14 protein-coding genes and 3 tRNA genes are annotated in these 15,141 nt (G+C 58.5%); 16 read left to right on the forward strand and 1 reads right to left on the reverse strand.

Annotated features, from left to right (window positions below; translation table 11 throughout):
* Window positions 1–51: 51 nt before the first annotated feature.
* Together hupB and DXT96_RS04010 are read left to right on the forward strand one after the other, a co-directional pair.
* A complete protein-coding gene (gene hupB / locus DXT96_RS04005; RefSeq protein ID WP_003496481.1) occupies window positions 52–327 on the forward strand; it encodes a DNA-binding protein HupB in 276 nt (91 codons plus the stop codon).
* A gap of 353 nt (window positions 328–680) precedes the next feature.
* Entirely contained in the window at window positions 681–2,879 is a 2,199-nt protein-coding gene (locus DXT96_RS04010) for an esterase-like activity of phytase family protein (protein ID WP_153513584.1), read from the forward strand.
* A 644-nt stretch (window positions 2,880–3,523) separates the two neighbouring features.
* Here the strand turns inward: DXT96_RS04010 and DXT96_RS04015 are convergent.
* A tRNA-Val gene (locus tag DXT96_RS04015) sits at window positions 3,524–3,599 on the reverse strand.
* 445 nt (window positions 3,600–4,044) lie between these two features.
* On the opposite strand from DXT96_RS04015, the gene DXT96_RS04020 reads away from it, so the two are divergent.
* The 14 genes from DXT96_RS04020 to DXT96_RS04085 all read left to right on the forward strand — a co-directional run bounded on the left by DXT96_RS04020 (window position 4,045) and on the right by DXT96_RS04085 (window position 15,128).
* Window positions 4,045–4,121, forward strand: a tRNA-Asp gene (locus DXT96_RS04020).
* A 42-nt stretch (window positions 4,122–4,163) separates the two neighbouring features.
* Window positions 4,164–4,240, forward strand: a tRNA-Asp gene (locus DXT96_RS04025).
* A 435-nt stretch (window positions 4,241–4,675) separates the two neighbouring features.
* Entirely contained in the window at window positions 4,676–5,041 is a 366-nt protein-coding gene (locus tag DXT96_RS04030; RefSeq protein ID WP_046800315.1) for an NADH-quinone oxidoreductase subunit A, read from the forward strand.
* Window positions 5,032–5,616, forward strand: a complete 585-nt coding sequence (locus tag DXT96_RS04035) for an NADH-quinone oxidoreductase subunit B family protein (protein ID WP_149897755.1) — start codon at window positions 5,032–5,034, stop codon at window positions 5,614–5,616. Before DXT96_RS04030 ends, DXT96_RS04035 begins: the two co-directional genes overlap by 10 nt.
* 20 nt (window positions 5,617–5,636) lie before the next feature.
* Window positions 5,637–6,239: an NADH-quinone oxidoreductase subunit C gene (locus DXT96_RS04040; protein WP_046800314.1), complete on the forward strand. Its 603-nt coding sequence runs from the start codon at window positions 5,637–5,639 to the stop codon at window positions 6,237–6,239.
* Complete coding sequence (locus DXT96_RS04045; protein ID WP_153513585.1) at window positions 6,236–6,664, forward strand: GFA family protein; 429 nt, start codon at window positions 6,236–6,238, stop codon at window positions 6,662–6,664. Before DXT96_RS04040 ends, DXT96_RS04045 begins: the two co-directional genes overlap by 4 nt.
* Before the next feature lies 1 nt (window position 6,665).
* Window positions 6,666–7,856, forward strand: a complete 1,191-nt coding sequence (locus tag DXT96_RS04050) for an NADH-quinone oxidoreductase subunit D (RefSeq protein ID WP_020012326.1) — start codon at window positions 6,666–6,668, stop codon at window positions 7,854–7,856.
* Entirely contained in the window at window positions 7,856–8,116 is a 261-nt protein-coding gene (locus DXT96_RS04055) for a hypothetical protein (RefSeq protein WP_046800312.1), read from the forward strand. The genes DXT96_RS04050 and DXT96_RS04055 overlap by 1 nt, the downstream gene beginning before the upstream one ends.
* A gap of 16 nt (window positions 8,117–8,132) precedes the next feature.
* The gene (locus tag DXT96_RS04060; RefSeq protein ID WP_153513586.1) at window positions 8,133–9,242 is read left to right on the forward strand and encodes an NADH-quinone oxidoreductase subunit E; all 1,110 of its coding nucleotides are present in this window, start codon (window positions 8,133–8,135) and stop codon (window positions 9,240–9,242) included.
* Between the two features lie 10 nt (window positions 9,243–9,252).
* Entirely contained in the window at window positions 9,253–10,557 is a 1,305-nt protein-coding gene (gene nuoF, locus DXT96_RS04065) for an NADH-quinone oxidoreductase subunit NuoF (protein WP_149897752.1), read from the forward strand.
* A gap of 149 nt (window positions 10,558–10,706) precedes the next feature.
* Window positions 10,707–12,788, forward strand: coding sequence for an NADH-quinone oxidoreductase subunit NuoG (gene nuoG / locus DXT96_RS04070; protein ID WP_153513587.1), 2,082 nt, complete (start codon window positions 10,707–10,709; stop codon window positions 12,786–12,788).
* 13 nt (window positions 12,789–12,801) lie between these two features.
* Entirely contained in the window at window positions 12,802–13,848 is a 1,047-nt protein-coding gene (gene nuoH, locus DXT96_RS04075; RefSeq protein ID WP_010971512.1) for an NADH-quinone oxidoreductase subunit NuoH, read from the forward strand.
* A 36-nt stretch (window positions 13,849–13,884) separates the two neighbouring features.
* A complete protein-coding gene (gene nuoI, locus DXT96_RS04080; RefSeq protein WP_149897750.1) occupies window positions 13,885–14,376 on the forward strand; it encodes an NADH-quinone oxidoreductase subunit NuoI in 492 nt (163 codons plus the stop codon).
* 137 nt (window positions 14,377–14,513) lie between these two features.
* A complete protein-coding gene (locus tag DXT96_RS04085) occupies window positions 14,514–15,128 on the forward strand; it encodes an NADH-quinone oxidoreductase subunit J (protein WP_080809276.1) in 615 nt (204 codons plus the stop codon).
* Window positions 15,129–15,141 lie beyond the last annotated feature (13 nt).

Consider the following 15,141-nt stretch of genomic DNA (forward strand, 5'->3'; position numbering starts at 1 on the left):
TCTGCGCCGGCTTAATTTTAGTCGTTTCAAACCATTGAAAGGGGTGGAAACATGAACAAGAACGAGCTCGTCTCTGCTGTTGCCGAAAAGGCTGGTCTCACGAAGGCAGATGCTGCTTCCGCTGTTGATGCCGTATTCGAAACCGTACAGAACGAACTGAAGAGCGGTGGCGACATCCGCCTCGCTGGCTTCGGCAGCTTCTCCGTTAGCCGCCGTGAAGCCTCCAAGGGTCGTAACCCTTCCACGGGTGCTGAAGTCGATATCCCGGCTCGCAACGTACCGAAGTTTTCCGCAGGCAAGGGCCTGAAGGACGCTGTTAACTCGTAAGGTTTCCGGAAGACCGTGATGCCCGGCGGCGGGCATACGGTTTTTCAGGTTCACGAGGAAACATGTTTTGACGCGCTCGCACCATCAGCAGGCATGAAGAGGGCGGTCTTTCGAAAGTGTCTTTCGGGCAGACCAGTTTCTCGGCCAGTATGGTGTGGATTGAAAGTGTCGATACGTGGCTGTGTAGCTTCCATCCGGAAACACGGCGTTTCGATACACGGAATGTGCGCATAAACAGGAAAGCCCGGCCTTCACGGCCGGGCTTTTTGATTCACCCCACAGGAAATGTCATCCCACTGTCATGTCTTTGACGCAGAAGCCATGAGGTATTTCTGGACCCAAGGGGGATTATAATGGCGTTCCGATTTTCTCATATGGCTTTGACTGCTGCGCTGCTGACATCCGCAGCTTTCCCGGCCGCTGCCGAGCCGGTTTTCAACCGCATCGCATCTTTCCCGGTGGCGAAAAATCTGCCCGCGGACAAGGACGCCAAGTCCGTCACGTCGGCTGAAATCGTTACCGCCAGCGAAGACGGCAAGACGTTGATCTATTCGGACAGCCCGCTTGGCGGCATCGGCTTCATTGACATCACCGACGCCAAGGCCCCCAAGGCCGGCGGCGCGTTGCTGCTCGAAGGCGAGCCGACTTCGGTTGCCGTTGCCGGCGTCAAGGTTCTGGCCGGTGTCAACACGTCGGAAAACCGCGCCAAGCCGTCCGGCAAGCTGGTCACGGTCGACATCGCCACCAAGAAGATCGAGGCAAGCTGCGATCTCGGCGGCCAGCCAGATTCGGTTGCCGTTTCTCCCGACAAGACCTTTGCCGCCATCGCGATCGAAAACGAACGCGATGAAGACGTGAACGAAGGCGCTCTGCCGCAGATGCCTGCCGGTTATCTGGTAACGGTCGGTCTGAAGAACGGCGTTGCCGACTGCGCGACGTTGAAGAAGATCGAACTGACCGGCCTTGCCGAAATCGCCCCGGAAGATCCGGAGCCGGAATTCGTTTCGATCAACTCCATCGGCGAGATCGCGCTGACGATGCAGGAAAACAACCATATCGTCATTCTCGACGGCAAGACCGGCACGGTGAAGTCACATTTCTCCGCCGGCAAGGTTGATCTTGAAGGCATCGACACCAAGAGCGACGGCCAGCTGAAGTTCACCGACAAGCAGGAAGGCCGCAAGCGCGAGCCTGACGCCGTGAAGTGGCTGGACAATGACCGTATCGTCATCGCCAATGAAGGTGACTGGCAGGGCGGTTCGCGCGGCTTCACCATCTTCGACAAGACCGGCAAGCTTCTCTATGAGGCCGGCTCCTCGCTCGAGCATGCTGTTGCGGCCATCGGCCACTATCCGGAAAAGCGCTCCAAGGCCAAGGGCATCGAGCCGGAAGGTCTGGAAGCGGCAACATTCGGCGGTCAGAAATATTTCTTCGTGCTCGCCGAGCGTGCTTCTGTCGTCGCCGTCTACAAGGACACCGGAAAAGAGCCGGAACTGACGCAGCTCCTGCCTTCGGGCGTTTCGCCGGAAGGTGCCGTCGCCATCCCGTCGCGCAATCTTCTTGTCACGGCGAACGAAGTTGATCTGATCGAGGATGGCGGCGTTCGCTCGCACGTCATGCTTTATGAGCGCGCTGAAGGCGAAGCAGCCTATCCGCAGCTGGTTTCCGCCACCGTCGATGGCGCGCCGATCGGCTGGGGCGCTCTTTCGGGCCTGGTCGGCGATGCCGAAAAGCCCGGCATTCTTTATGCCGTTTCCGACTCGGTTTATGGCAACCAGCCGTCGATCTACACCATCGACGCAACGAAGAAGCCCGCAACCATCACCAGCGTGCTGCGCGTCAAGCGTGATGGCATCGCTGCCCAGAAACTCGACATCGAAGGCATAACGCTCGATGGCAAGGGTGGCTTCTGGCTGGCCTCGGAAGGCGACAGCGCCAAGCTCGTGCCGCACGCTCTCTACAACGTCAACGCCAAGGGCGAAATCAAGGCTGAGATCGCGCTGCCGAAGGAACTTCTTGCCGGCGACACCCGCTTCGGTTTCGAAGGCGTGACCATGATCGGCAAGGGCGACGATGCAACGCTGTGGATGGCCATGCAGCGCGAATGGGGCACGGACGAGAAGGGCTTCGTCAAGCTCGTCTCCTACAATCCGAAGTCCAAGGAATGGGGCGCCGTGCGTTACCAGCTCGACAAGACCGAGGCAGGCTGGGTCGGCCTTTCTGAAATCACCGCGCAGGGCGAATATGTCTATATCGTCGAGCGCGACAACCAGATCGGCGACAAGGCCAAGATCAAGAAGCTCTACCGCGTTGCGATCGCAGACCTGAAGCCGGGCAAGATCGGTGGCGAACTGCCGCTGGTGGCCAAGCAGGAAGCGCATGACTTCCTGCCCGACCTCAAGGCCCAGACTAACGGTTATGTCGTCGACAAGCTGGAAGGCTTCACCTTCGACAAGGCGGGAACGGCCTATGCCGTGACCGACAATGACGGTGTGGACGATTCTTCCGGCGAGACGCTGTTCTTCAAGGTCGAGATGAAGGCGATCAACTGATCGTACCGATTGGCTTCGCAAACGAGAAAAGCCGGGCATAGCCCGGCTTTTTTGTGGCAGAAGCGACCCTGTGCGGAGGGCCTATTTGGCGCGATGTTTCGCAATGCAGGCCGTTAAAACCGGTCTTGCCGCTTCGCTATCGGTCATTGAGAATTTGTCGGAGGGGGCGCCAGGCAAAAGCTGCGGACCGATCACAAAGGATCATCGCCCCATGGAATTCTTGCTTTTGGGAGTACTGTCTTTTTCCGAGTCCTGCTGGACCCAACGGAAAAAAATATAAACAGGCAGCGCAATAAGCGCGAGTGTAACAAACGCGTCGACCATGGTTTCATCCATTATTTCTACCGTTCATCATGAAACGGCTCGAAAACAATGCCTGAAATCTGTTTAAAAAGTCTGAATCTGCTTATTTTCCGGTATGTTGCGGGGTGATACACGAACTCGGCAAAGCTGTCGGAATCTGAAACAGGAGTGTCGATCTGGCATAGAAAAATCGCAAAACGATTCCATCCGCTCGAAACACAGGCCCGGCATTCGTTGATGTGGGGCAGGGGTGATTCCCGATTTGAGGAATTTACGACAAATCAAAATCGCATCCGAACGATATTCGGTTGAAGGCATCAGAATTTAAAGGGCTTGGGAAATGGTGGGCGATGAGAGACTCGAACTCCCGACATCCTCGGTGTAAACGAGGCGCTCTACCAACTGAGCTAATCGCCCTTCGCGTTTTGCAGATCATGTCCGCCGCGTCGGTGGCCGTGATGTATTCGGATCGGAAAAAAACCGCAAGGGCTTTTGTGAAGTTTTTTTGTTTTTTTTGCCGACAGCTTTTCCCTTTATGTGAGGTTGGTGGCGAAAAGCCGGGAACTGTGGGCTTTCCGGTAAAAACTTATCCTCAGCGACCTTAAGAGACATGCGGAAATCTTGCCTGAGACGCCTATGGCTGTGGACAAGTTTTTTGTTTTCGTTGGGAAAAGCCCGCAGAACAAGGCATTTGCGCCAGCGCCCGCCAAAGGCCTCTAAGTTTTTCCCGATCAAAATGCAGAAGCTTATTCTTTTGTCGTGAAACCTGCTTGACACCCCCGCACGAACGCCGTAGTTAGCCGCTCAACGAACAGCCGAGGCTAGTTCGTGCGGCGGGACACGGTCCTGTCCGTCAGGAGATGCGGGTGTAGCTCAGTTGGTTAGAGTGCCGGCCTGTCACGCCGGAGGTCGCGGGTTCGAGCCCCGTCACTCGCGCCATCCTGTCCTCGAAATATAAACGAACGGTCACGTTCGTCATGCGCGGGTGTAGCTCAGTTGGTTAGAGTGCCGGCCTGTCACGCCGGAGGTCGCGGGTTCGAGCCCCGTCACTCGCGCCATTTCTTTTCAAGAAATGTCTCCATGAAAATCCAGCCGATGCGCCGACAAAGCGCCTCGGCATTGGTGATTCCGCCACCTGATTCCCGCCTGCGCGGACGCGATTTTTCCTGCATTTTTTAGTCAAGTTTCGATTTCTGGAGATCGTCACTTCGCCGCTATTTCGACGTGAAATTTGCCTGACTTTTTTGCGGTTGCGTCCTTCATTCGATTATTATTGTATTTGAGGGGCTTAGGTCGGAATTGTGGCCCAAATTTGCGTCAATTCGGGCAATATTGTTGCCAATCAATGCGGCAGGTGTCTTGAAATGGTGCCTAAACTCTTGCAGAGAGGGCGCGGCTGCGCTAACCACTTTGGCGTTGCAACATATTTGTGCGCCTTGAGACTTATCGGTCGCAAAGGCAGGTCCGGCACCCGGCCGGGCAAGGAAGAGACCATGACTGAACTCCTCAGTTCCTACATTCCGATCGCAATATTCATCGGTATCGCTCTTGTCATTGGCCTGGCGCTTCTCATTGCGCCGTTTGCTGTCGCTTACAAGGCGCCGGACCCGGAAAAGCTTTCTGCTTTCGAGTGCGGTTTCAACGCCTTCGACGACGCCCGCATGAAGTTCGATATCCGCTTTTATCTGGTGTCGATCCTGTTCATCATCTTCGATCTGGAAGTTGCTTTCCTGTTCCCCTGGGCGGTGTCGTTCGGTGATATGGGCTGGTTCGGTTTCTGGTCGATGATGGTGTTCCTTGGTGTCCTCACCATCGGCTTTATCTATGAGTGGAAGAAGGGAGCGCTGGAATGGGCATGAGCCAGGACAACAGCACGCTCGTTGCACAGCAGCCGAAGGGGATCATCGATCCCTCGACCGGCAAGCCGGTTGGCAGCAACGATGCCTACTTCACGGAAATCAACGACGAGCTGGCCGACAAGGGCTTTCTCGTCACCTCGACCGACGAACTAATCACCTGGGCGCGCACCGGCTCCCTGATGTGGATGCAGTTCGGTCTTGCCTGCTGCGCCGTTGAAGGCCTGATGCAGGCTTCCGGTCCGCGTTATGACATGGAGCGCTTCGGTGTCGCCCCGCGCGCTTCGCCGCGCCAGTCGGACGTGATGATCGTTGCCGGCACGCTGACCAACAAGATGGCGCCTGCGCTGCGCAAGGTCTATGACCAGATGCCTGAGCCGCGTTACGTCATTTCCATGGGCTCCTGCGCCAATGGCGGCGGTTATTATCACTATTCCTACGCCGTTGTGCGTGGCTGCGACCGAGTCGTGCCGGTGGATATCTACGTTCCGGGCTGTCCCCCCACGGCCGAAGCGCTGCTTTACGGCGTGCTTCTGCTGCAGAAGAAGATCCGGCGTACCGGTACGATCGAGCGCTAAGGGCAAAGGACGGATAGATAATGAGCGAAGCTCTCAACGATCTGGCTGCTTACGTTAAGGAAGCGCGCGGTTCTCTCGTGGTATCTGCCGATATCGCCTATGGCGAGCTGACGCTGAACACGACCACTGAAAGCGTGATTGCGCTTTTGACCTTCCTGCGCGACGACGTTCAGTGCGGTTTCGTCAACATCATCGATATTTGCGGCGTTGACTGGCCGCAGCGCGAAAAGCGTTTCGATGTCGTCTACCATCTTCTGTCGCCGCGCCAGAATCTGCGCGTGCGCATCAAGCTGCAGGTGGCGGAAGACGAAGGCGTTCCTTCATCGACCTCCGTCTACATGGGCGCGGAATGGTTTGAGCGCGAAGCCTGGGATATGTATGGCATTCCTTTCGAGGGCCATAAGGACCTGCGCCGCATCCTCACGGATTACGGTTTTGAAGGCCATCCGCTGCGCAAGGATTTTCCGGTTACCGGCTTTGTGGAAGTGCGTTACGATGACGTTCTGAAGCGGGTTCTTTATGAACCGGTCGAACTGAAGCAGGAATTCCGTAACTTCGACTTCCTTTCCCCCTGGGAAGGAACCGAATATGTTCTCCCGGGTGACGAAAAGGCCAAGCAATGAGCCAAGCCCCCGCGACAGAGCATGGACAATGTCTTTGCGGTGCCGTTGGCTTTACTGCCAGCATCGGCGCCCGCGAATTCGGCGTTTGCCATTGCTCCATGTGCCGCCGCTGGTCCGGCGGTGCGTTCATGGCTGTCGAATGCGCTGATATCGCCTTCGAAAACGAGCAGAACCTCGGCGTCTATTCTTCGTCGGAGTGGGGCGAGCGCTGCTTCTGCAAGACTTGCGGCAGCACGCTGATGTGGCGTTCCAAGGATGGCAAACATTTTGCCGTTTCGCTGCAGGCTTTCGACAACCCTTCCAGCTTCACGTTCGCGCAGCAGATTTTCACGGATGAGAAGCCTTCGAGCTATTCTTTCGCAGAAGCCACGCAGAACATGACCGGCCCCGAATTCATCGCCATGATCACCTCGGCGGAGCACTAGAATGACTGAGCATAACGTCCGCAATTTCACGATCAACTTCGGTCCGGAACATCCCTCCGCGCACGGTGTGCTGCGTCTGGTTCTGGAACTGGACGGCGAAATCGTCGAACGCGTCGATCCGCATATCGGTCTCTTGCATCGCGGCACCGAAAAGCTGATCGAAACCAAGACCTATCTGCAGGCCGTTCCTTATTTCGACCGTCTCGACTATGTCGCGCCGATGAATCAGGAACATGCTTTCGCGCTCGCCGTCGAAAAGCTGCTCGGCCTTGAAATCCCGATGCGCGGCCAGCTGATCCGCGTGCTTTATTCGGAAATCGGCCGCATCCTGTCGCACATCATGAACGTGACCACGCAGGCCATGGACGTTGGCGCGATGACGCCGCCGGTCTGGGGTTTCGAAGAGCGCGAAAAGCTGATGGTGTTCTATGAGCGCGCCTGTGGCGCCCGTATGCACTCGGCCTATGTCCGTCCGGGCGGCGTACATCAGGATCTGCCGCCGGAGTTGGTGGACGATATCGGCAAATGGTGCGATCCGTTCCTCACCGTTCTCGACAATATTGAAGGCCTGTTGACCGACAACCGCATCTACAAGCAGCGTAACGTCGATATCGGCGTCGTCTCGCTTGAAGATGCCTTCGCCTGGGGTTTCACCGGCGTCATGGTTCGCGGTTCCGGCGCTGCCTGGGATCTACGCCGTTCGCAGCCCTATGAGTGCTATTCCGATCTGGAATTCGACATTCCCGTCGGCAAGAACGGCGACTGCTACGACCGTTACCTGATCCGCATGCAGGAAATGCGTGAATCGGTGAAGATCATGAAGCAGTGCGTCGATCTTCTGTCCGGCAAGCATCGCATCGGTCCGGTTTCCTCGCTTGACGGCAAGGTGGTTCCGCCCAAGCGCGGCGAGATGAAGCGGTCGATGGAAGCTTTGATCCACCACTTCAAGCTTTACACCGAAGGTTACCACGTTCCTGCCGGCGAAGTTTACGCCGCCGTCGAAGCGCCGAAGGGCGAGTTCGGGGTCTATGTGGTTGCTGATGGTTCCAACAAGCCCTACCGTTGCAAGATTCGCGCGCCGGGCTACGCACATTTGCAGGCGATGGATTTCCTGTGCAAGGGCCATCAGCTTGCCGACGTTACAGCCGTGCTCGGCTCCCTCGACATCGTGTTCGGGGAGGTCGACCGCTGATGCGTCTGCCGCTGGCCATATTGGCTTTTCTTGCTGCGATGTCTGCCCCCGTTCTCGCCCAGACGGCGACCGGCGAGGGTGGCGTGTCGCTGTCAAGCGGCGGCGGTTCAACCATCAAGCAGCTTCTGTCGTCGGGATACGAGATCAAGGCCTCGGTTCCGAACGGCAGCAAGTTCATTGTGTTCATGCAAAAAGACAAGGCGGCTTACGCCTGCGAATTCGTCACGGTGGCGAGATCGCGTTGTGAGACGTTAAACTGAAAAGGCGTGAGGAAGTATGTCCGTTCGTCGACTAGCCGAAGATCAGTTCCAGCCCGTGGCGTTTGCCTTCAACGCGGATAACACCGCTTGGGCGGAAAAGACGATTCTGAAATATCCGCAGGGACGCCAGCAATCGGCGGTTATCCCGCTGCTCATGCGTGCGCAGGAGCAGGATGGCTGGGTTACCCGCGCCGCCATCGAAAAGATCGCCGACATGCTGGATATGGCCTATATCCGCGTCATGGAAGTGGCGACCTTCTATACACAGTTCCAGCTGAAGCCGGTCGGCACGCGCGCCCACGTTCAGGTGTGTGGCACCACGCCCTGCATGCTGCGCGGTTCCGAAGCGCTGATGGATGTCTGCCGCAAGAAAATTCACCACGATCCGCTGCACACCAACGACAGCGGCACGCTGTCCTGGGAAGAAGTGGAATGTCAGGGCGCCTGCGTCAACGCGCCGATGGTCATCATCTTCAAGGATGCCTATGAGGACCTGACGCCTGAGCGCCTGGAAGAGATCATCGACACATTCGAGGCCGGCAAGGGCGACACGGTCAAGACCGGCCCGCAGATCGACCGTCACGAATCGGTTCCAGTTGGTGGCCTGACGACGCTGACGGAAGAGATCAAGCCGGATCGTTCCAACCTCGACAAGCCGGCCGAAGTGGCGGCGGATGCGGCACCGGTTCCGCCGGCCAATGCCGCCAAGCCGAAGACCGATGCTCCGGAAACCGATCCGAAGCTGAAGACGCCGGTTACTGAACCGAAAGCCGCTGCTGAAAATGCAAAGGCCGGGGAAAAGGAATCGGCTGGCAAGGAAGCGACAGCATCCAAGCCGTCGCTTGATTCCGCCGATCGTCCGGCAGGCATCGAACGCCCGGCGGCACCCGACGACCTGAAGCTGATTTCCGGCGTCGGTCCGAAGATCGAGGGCACGTTGCACGAGCTTGGCATCTTCACCTTCGCGCAGGTTGCCGGCTGGAAAAAGGCCGAGTGCGACTGGGTCGACGGTTATCTGAATTTCAAGGGCCGCATCGAACGCGACGAGTGGATCAAGCAGGCCGAGGCGCTCGCCAAGGGTGGCGAAGCCGAGTATATCAGGGTCTTCGGCAAGAAGCCGCGGTAAAGGGTGAAGCATGTTAAAAGATCAGGATCGCATCTTTACCAATCTCTATGGCCTCAAGGACAAGTCCCTGAAGGGCGTGAGAGCGCGCGGCCATTGGGACGGCACCAAGCAGATCATCGAAAAGGGCCGTGACTGGATCATCAACGAGATGAAGGCTTCCGGCCTTCGCGGTCGCGGCGGCGCAGGCTTCCCGACGGGTCTCAAATGGTCCTTCATGCCGAAGGAAAATGACGGCCGTCCGCATTACCTCGTCGTCAATGCCGACGAATCCGAGCCCGGCACCTGCAAGGACCGCGAAATCCTGCGCAACGATCCGCATACGCTGATCGAAGGCTGCGTGATCGCCGGTTTCGCCATGGGTGCTCACACTGCCTATATCTACGTTCGCGGCGAATATATGCGTGAGCGCGAGGCGCTGCAGGCGGCCATTGACGAATGTTACGATGCCGGCCTGCTCGGCAAGAACAACAAGAACGGCTGGGACTACGACATCTACGTCCATCACGGCGCCGGCGCCTATATCTGCGGCGAAGAAACGGCTCTGCTGGAAAGCCTTGAAGGCAAGAAGGGCCAGCCGCGTCTGAAGCCCCCGTTCCCGGCCAATATGGGTCTTTACGGCTGCCCGACGACCGTCAACAACGTTGAATCCATCGCCGTTGCACCGACCATCCTGCGCCGTGGTGCGGCATGGTTCTCGGGGATCGGTCGTCCGAACAATGTCGGCACCAAGCTGTTCATGGTGTCGGGCCATGTCGAGCGTCCCTGCACCTTCGAAGATGCGCTGGGCCTGTCCTTCCGTGAGCTGATCGAAACCCATTGCGGCGGCATTCGCGGCGGCTGGGACAATCTGCTCGGCGTCATTCCCGGCGGCGCATCCTGCCCCATCGTGCGCGGTGAGGACATGAAGGACGCCATCATGGACTTCGACGGCATGCGCGAAGTGAAGTCTTCCTTCGGCACCGGCGGCATGATCGTCATGGACAAGTCCACTGACGTCATCAAGGCGATTGCCCGCATCGCGGCCTTCTTCAAGCATGAAAGCTGCGGCCAGTGCACGCCGTGCCGCGAAGGCACCGGCTGGATGTGGCGCGTGCTGGAACGCATGGTCAAGGGCAATGCGCAGAAGCGCGAAATCGACATGCTGTTCGAAGTGACGAAGCAGATCGAAGGCCACACCATCTGTGCGCTCGGCGACGCCGCCGCATGGCCGGTACAGGCGCTGATCCGCAATTTCCGTCCGGAAATCGAAAAGCGCATCGACCAATATACCTACAGGGCCATGGATGATGGCGCTGTTCTGGAAGCCGCTGAATAAGCATCAAAGGCTTCGAGCGGAGCCGGAAATTTCCGGCCCCGCAACACCATGAAACGTCTGGCGAACCTTCGGATGCCGGGCGCGATTAAGGATTTGTTGCGGACCGTGTGAGACATGGGACGAACAGGCAACAGGACGTAAGTAGAACCATGGCAAAGCTCAAGGTTGACGGTAAAGAGATCGAGGTTCCGGATCATTTCACGCTGTTGCAGGCGTGCGAGGAGGCTGGTGCCGAAGTTCCGCGCTTTTGTTTTCATGAGCGCTTGTCGGTCGCGGGTAACTGCCGCATGTGTCTCATCGAGGTGAAGGGCGGACCGCCCAAGCCCGCCGCATCCTGCGCCATGGGCGTGCGCGATGTTCGCGGCGGCCCGAATGGCGAATTGCCTGAGGTTTTCACCAACACGCCGATGGTCAAGAAGGCCCGCGAAGGCGTGATGGAATTCCTGCTCATCAACCATCCTCTTGATTGCCCGATCTGCGACCAGGGCGGTGAATGCGACCTGCAGGACCAGGCCATGGCCTTCGGTATCGCCGGTTCGCGTTATGCGGAAAACAAGCGTGCGGTTGAAGACAAATATATCGGCCCGCTCGTCAAGACGGTGATGAACCGCTGCATCCACTGCACGCGCTGCGTCCGTTTCACCACGGAAGTTGCCGGCATTGCCGAACTCGGCCTCATCGGCCGCGGCGAAGATGCTGAAATCACCACCTATCTCGAACAGGCCATGACCTCCGAGTTGCAGGGCAACGTCGTTGACCTCTGCCCGGTCGGTGCGCTCACCTCCAAGCCTTTCGCTTTCACCGCCCGTCCGTGGGAACTGAACAAGACCGAAACCATCGACGTGATGGACGCGCTCGGTTCGGCCATCCGTGTCGATACCCGTGGCCGCGAAGTCATGCGCGTCATGCCGCGTGTCAACGAGGCGATCAACGAAGAGTGGATTTCCGACAAGAGCCGCTTCATCTGGGACGGCCTGAAGACGCAGCGTCTCGACCGGCCTTACGTCCGCAAGGACGGCCGTTTGCAAGCCGCTACCTGGGGTGAAGCCTTCGGTGCGATCAAGCAGGCGGTTGCCGCGACATCCGGCAACAAGATCGGCGCGATTGCCGGCGATCTGTCTTCGGTCGAAGAAATGTTCGCGCTGAAGTCGCTGCTGGCGTCGCTCGGCTCGGCAAATGTCGATTGCCGTCAGGATGGCGCAGCGCTTGATCCGTCCTTGGGTCGCGCCAGCTACATCTTCAATTCCACCATTGAAGGCATTGAGCAGGCCGACGCGCTGCTGATCATTGGTTCCAACCCGCGTTACGAAGCTGCCGTGCTGAACGCCCGCATTCGCAAGCGCTGGCGTCGCGGCGGTTTCCCGATCGGCGTGATCGGTGAAGCCGGCGAGTTGCGCTATAACTACGAATATCTCGGCTCGGGTGCCGAAACGCTTTCCGATCTGGCCGGCGGCTCGCACAGCTTCGTTGAAAAACTGAAGTCTGCGAAGAACCCGCTGATCATCATCGGTCAGGGCGCTCTGGCACGCGCCGACGGTGCCGCCGTTCTGGCTGCTGCTGCAAAGCTTGCTGCTTCGGTGGGTGCTATCAGCGACGAATGGAACGGCTTCTCGGTGCTGCACACGGCTGCTTCGCGCGTCGGCGGTCTCGATATCGGCTTCGTGCCGGGCGAGGGTGGTGTTGCCGCCTCCGACATGGTTGCCTCCATGGACGTTCTCTTCCTGCTGGGCGCCGATGAACTCGACCTGTCCAACAAGGGCGCGAAGTTCACCGTCTATATCGGCAGCCATGGCGATCAGGGTGCGATGAACGCCGACGTCATCCTTCCGGGTGCGGCCTATACCGAAAAATCCGGTATCTGGGTCAACACCGAAGGCCGCGTGCAGGTGGGCAACCGCGCCGGTTTCGCACCGGGCGAGGCCCGTGAAGACTGGGCGATCCTGCGTGCGCTTTCCGATGTGCTCGGCAAGAAGCTGCCGTTCGATTCGCTGTCGGCGCTTCGCGGCCAGCTTTATGTCGCGCATCCGCATCTGGCGGAAACCGACGAGATCGCCGCCGGCAATGGCCAGGATATCGAGGCTTTGGCTGGCAAGACCGGCTCACTCAACAAGTCGGCGTTTGCTTCGCCGGTAAAAGACTTTTATTTGACGAACCCGATTGCGCGCGCATCCGCCGTCATGGCCGAGTGTTCCGCATTGGCCCGCAACAATTTCCAGGCTGCGGCAGAGTAAGGGTAGGGGATTTATGGAACAGTTTTTCTGGAGCTACGTCTGGCCCGCGCTGATCATGGTCGGCCAGTCCCTGCTGCTTCTCGTTTGCCTTCTGGTGGCCATCGCCTTCCTGCTGCTTGCCGACCGCAAGGTCTGGGCAGCGGTGCAGCTGCGCCGTGGTCCGAACGTCGTTGGTCCCTTCGGTCTCTTCCAGTCCTTCGCCGACCTTTTGAAGTTCATCCTCAAGGAGCCCGTCATTCCGGCTGGCGCCAACAAGGCGGTCTTCCTTCTGGCGCCGCTGGTTGCCGTGACGCTGGCGCTTGCCACCTACGCGGTCATTCCCTTCGCCGATGGCTGGGTCGTCGCCAATATCAATGTCGGCATTCTCTACATCTTTGCGATTTCTTCGCTTGAAGTGTACGGCATCATCATGGGCGGCTGGGCTTCGAACTCGAAGTATCCGTTCCTCGGCGCGCTGCGTTCGGCCGCGCAGATGGTGTCCTACGAAGTGTCGATCGGTCTCGTCATCGTTACCGTTCTGCTCTGCGTCGGCTCGCTCAACCTGACAGACATCGTTCTGGCCCAGCGCACGGGTCTCGGCACCATGATGGGCCTGCCTGCCTCGTTCCTCGACTGGCACTGGCTGTCGCTGTTCCCGATGTTCATCGTGTTCTTCATTTCGGGCCTTGCCGAAACCAACCGGCCGCCGTTCGACCTTCCGGAAGCGGAATCGGAACTGGTCGCCGGTCACATGGTCGAATATGGCTCGACGCCTTACATGATGTTCATGCTCGGCGAATATGCTGCGATCGTTTTGATCTGCTGCCTGACGACGATCCTCTTCCTTGGCGGCTGGCTGCCGATCGTGGATGTGTGGTTCCTGAACTGGGTGCCGGGCATTGTCTGGTTCGCGCTGAAGGGCTGCATGGTCTTCTTCATGATCGCGCTCACCAAGGCTTTCGTTCCGCGTTACCGTTATGACCAGCTCATGCGCCTCGGCTGGAAGGTGTTCCTGCCGCTGTCGCTCGCCATGGTCGTGATCGTTGCATTCGTACTGAAGTTGACGGGGTGGGCCGGTTGATGTCTGAACTCCTCGCTCAAAGATCTGGAGACTGAGATGGCAAGCCTGTCCCAAGCCGTCAATTCGCTGTTCCTCAAGGAATTCGTCGGAGCGATCTTCCTGACGATGCGCCACTTCTTCAAGCAGAAGGCGACGATAAACTATCCTTTCGAAAAGGGTCCGGTCTCTCCGCGCTTCCGTGGCGAACATGCGCTGCGCCGTTATCCGAACGGTGAAGAACGCTGCATCGCCTGCAAGCTGTGTGAAGCGATCTGTCCCGCTCAGGCGATCACCATCGAAGCCGGCCCGCGCCGCAATGACGGCACCCGCCGCACGGTGCGTTACGACATCGACATGGTGAAGTGCATCTATTGCGGCTTCTGCCAGGAAGCCTGCCCGGTCGACGCCATCGTCGAAGGTCCGAACTTCGAATTCGCGACGGAAACCCGCGAGGAGCTTTATTTCGACAAGCAGAGGCTTCTCGAAAATGGCGATCGCTGGGAGCGTGAAATCGCACGCAACCTCGCACTGGATGCGCCTTACCGTTAAGGTGCAACCGTCTTTCCGGGGGCGACCCCGGAAAGCGATGACAACGTAAAATGCCTGCGCGGTTTTCGCCGGCGGGGACGAAACGGGTGAGGGGGCGGCTGCGTCATTCTTCCCGATGAGGACAAGAAGGCACCAAGATGGGTCTGCACGCTGTATTCTTTTATATATTCGCTTTCGTCGCCGTGGCGTCTGCGTTCATGGTCATTGCATCGAAGAACCCTGTTCATTCGGTGCTCTTCCTGATTTTGACCTTCTTTAACGCAGCTGCGCTGTTCCTGCTGACGGGGGCCGAGTTCCTCGCCATGATCCTGCTGGTGGTTTATGTCGGCGCGGTCGCGGTGCTCTTCCTCTTCGTCGTCATGATGCTGGATGTGGATTTTGCCGAGCTGCGCTCCGGCGTGCTGCAATATGCCCCGGTTGGTGCGCTGATCGGCGTCATTCTGGCGGCTGAACTGATCGTTGTGGTCGGCGGCAGTGTGCTGAACCCGGTCGCGGCAAAATCGATCACCATGCCGATACCGTCGCCGGCCGTGCGCACCAATACGGCCGCCCTCGGCGATGTGCTCTATACCAATTACGTCTACTTCTTCCAGCTGGCCGGTCTCGTGCTGCTGGTGGCCATGATCGGCGCCATCGTGCTGACCCTGCGTCATCGCACCGACATCAAGCGGCAGGATATCTCCACGCAGGTCGGCCGTGACCCGAAGACCGCCGTCACCACGGTCAAGGTCAAGCCGGGCCAGGGCATCTGAAGGCGAACGGATC

The organism is Agrobacterium sp. ICMP 6402, assembly GCF_009498615.1.
Lineage (GTDB): Bacteria > Pseudomonadota > Alphaproteobacteria > Rhizobiales > Rhizobiaceae > Agrobacterium > Agrobacterium burrii.

Bases quoted from the DNA above. Each gene is read 5' to 3' on its own strand.
- hupB (WP_003496481.1), top strand. From the start codon at position 52: ATGAACAAGAACGAGCTCGTCTCTGCTGTTGCCGAAAAGGCTGGTCTC.
- DXT96_RS04010 (WP_153513584.1), top strand. From the start codon at position 681: ATGGCGTTCCGATTTTCTCATATGGCTTTGACTGCTGCGCTGCTGACA.
- DXT96_RS04030 (WP_046800315.1), top strand. From the start codon at position 4,676: ATGACTGAACTCCTCAGTTCCTACATTCCGATCGCAATATTCATCGGT.
- DXT96_RS04035 (WP_149897755.1), top strand. From the start codon at position 5,032: ATGGGCATGAGCCAGGACAACAGCACGCTCGTTGCACAGCAGCCGAAG.
- DXT96_RS04040 (WP_046800314.1), top strand. From the start codon at position 5,637: ATGAGCGAAGCTCTCAACGATCTGGCTGCTTACGTTAAGGAAGCGCGC.
- DXT96_RS04045 (WP_153513585.1), top strand. From the start codon at position 6,236: ATGAGCCAAGCCCCCGCGACAGAGCATGGACAATGTCTTTGCGGTGCC.
- DXT96_RS04050 (WP_020012326.1), top strand. From the start codon at position 6,666: ATGACTGAGCATAACGTCCGCAATTTCACGATCAACTTCGGTCCGGAA.
- DXT96_RS04055 (WP_046800312.1), top strand. From the start codon at position 7,856: ATGCGTCTGCCGCTGGCCATATTGGCTTTTCTTGCTGCGATGTCTGCC.
- DXT96_RS04060 (WP_153513586.1), top strand. From the start codon at position 8,133: ATGTCCGTTCGTCGACTAGCCGAAGATCAGTTCCAGCCCGTGGCGTTT.
- nuoF (WP_149897752.1), top strand. From the start codon at position 9,253: ATGTTAAAAGATCAGGATCGCATCTTTACCAATCTCTATGGCCTCAAG.
- nuoG (WP_153513587.1), top strand. From the start codon at position 10,707: ATGGCAAAGCTCAAGGTTGACGGTAAAGAGATCGAGGTTCCGGATCAT.
- nuoH (WP_010971512.1), top strand. From the start codon at position 12,802: ATGGAACAGTTTTTCTGGAGCTACGTCTGGCCCGCGCTGATCATGGTC.
- nuoI (WP_149897750.1), top strand. From the start codon at position 13,885: ATGGCAAGCCTGTCCCAAGCCGTCAATTCGCTGTTCCTCAAGGAATTC.
- DXT96_RS04085 (WP_080809276.1), top strand. From the start codon at position 14,514: ATGGGTCTGCACGCTGTATTCTTTTATATATTCGCTTTCGTCGCCGTG.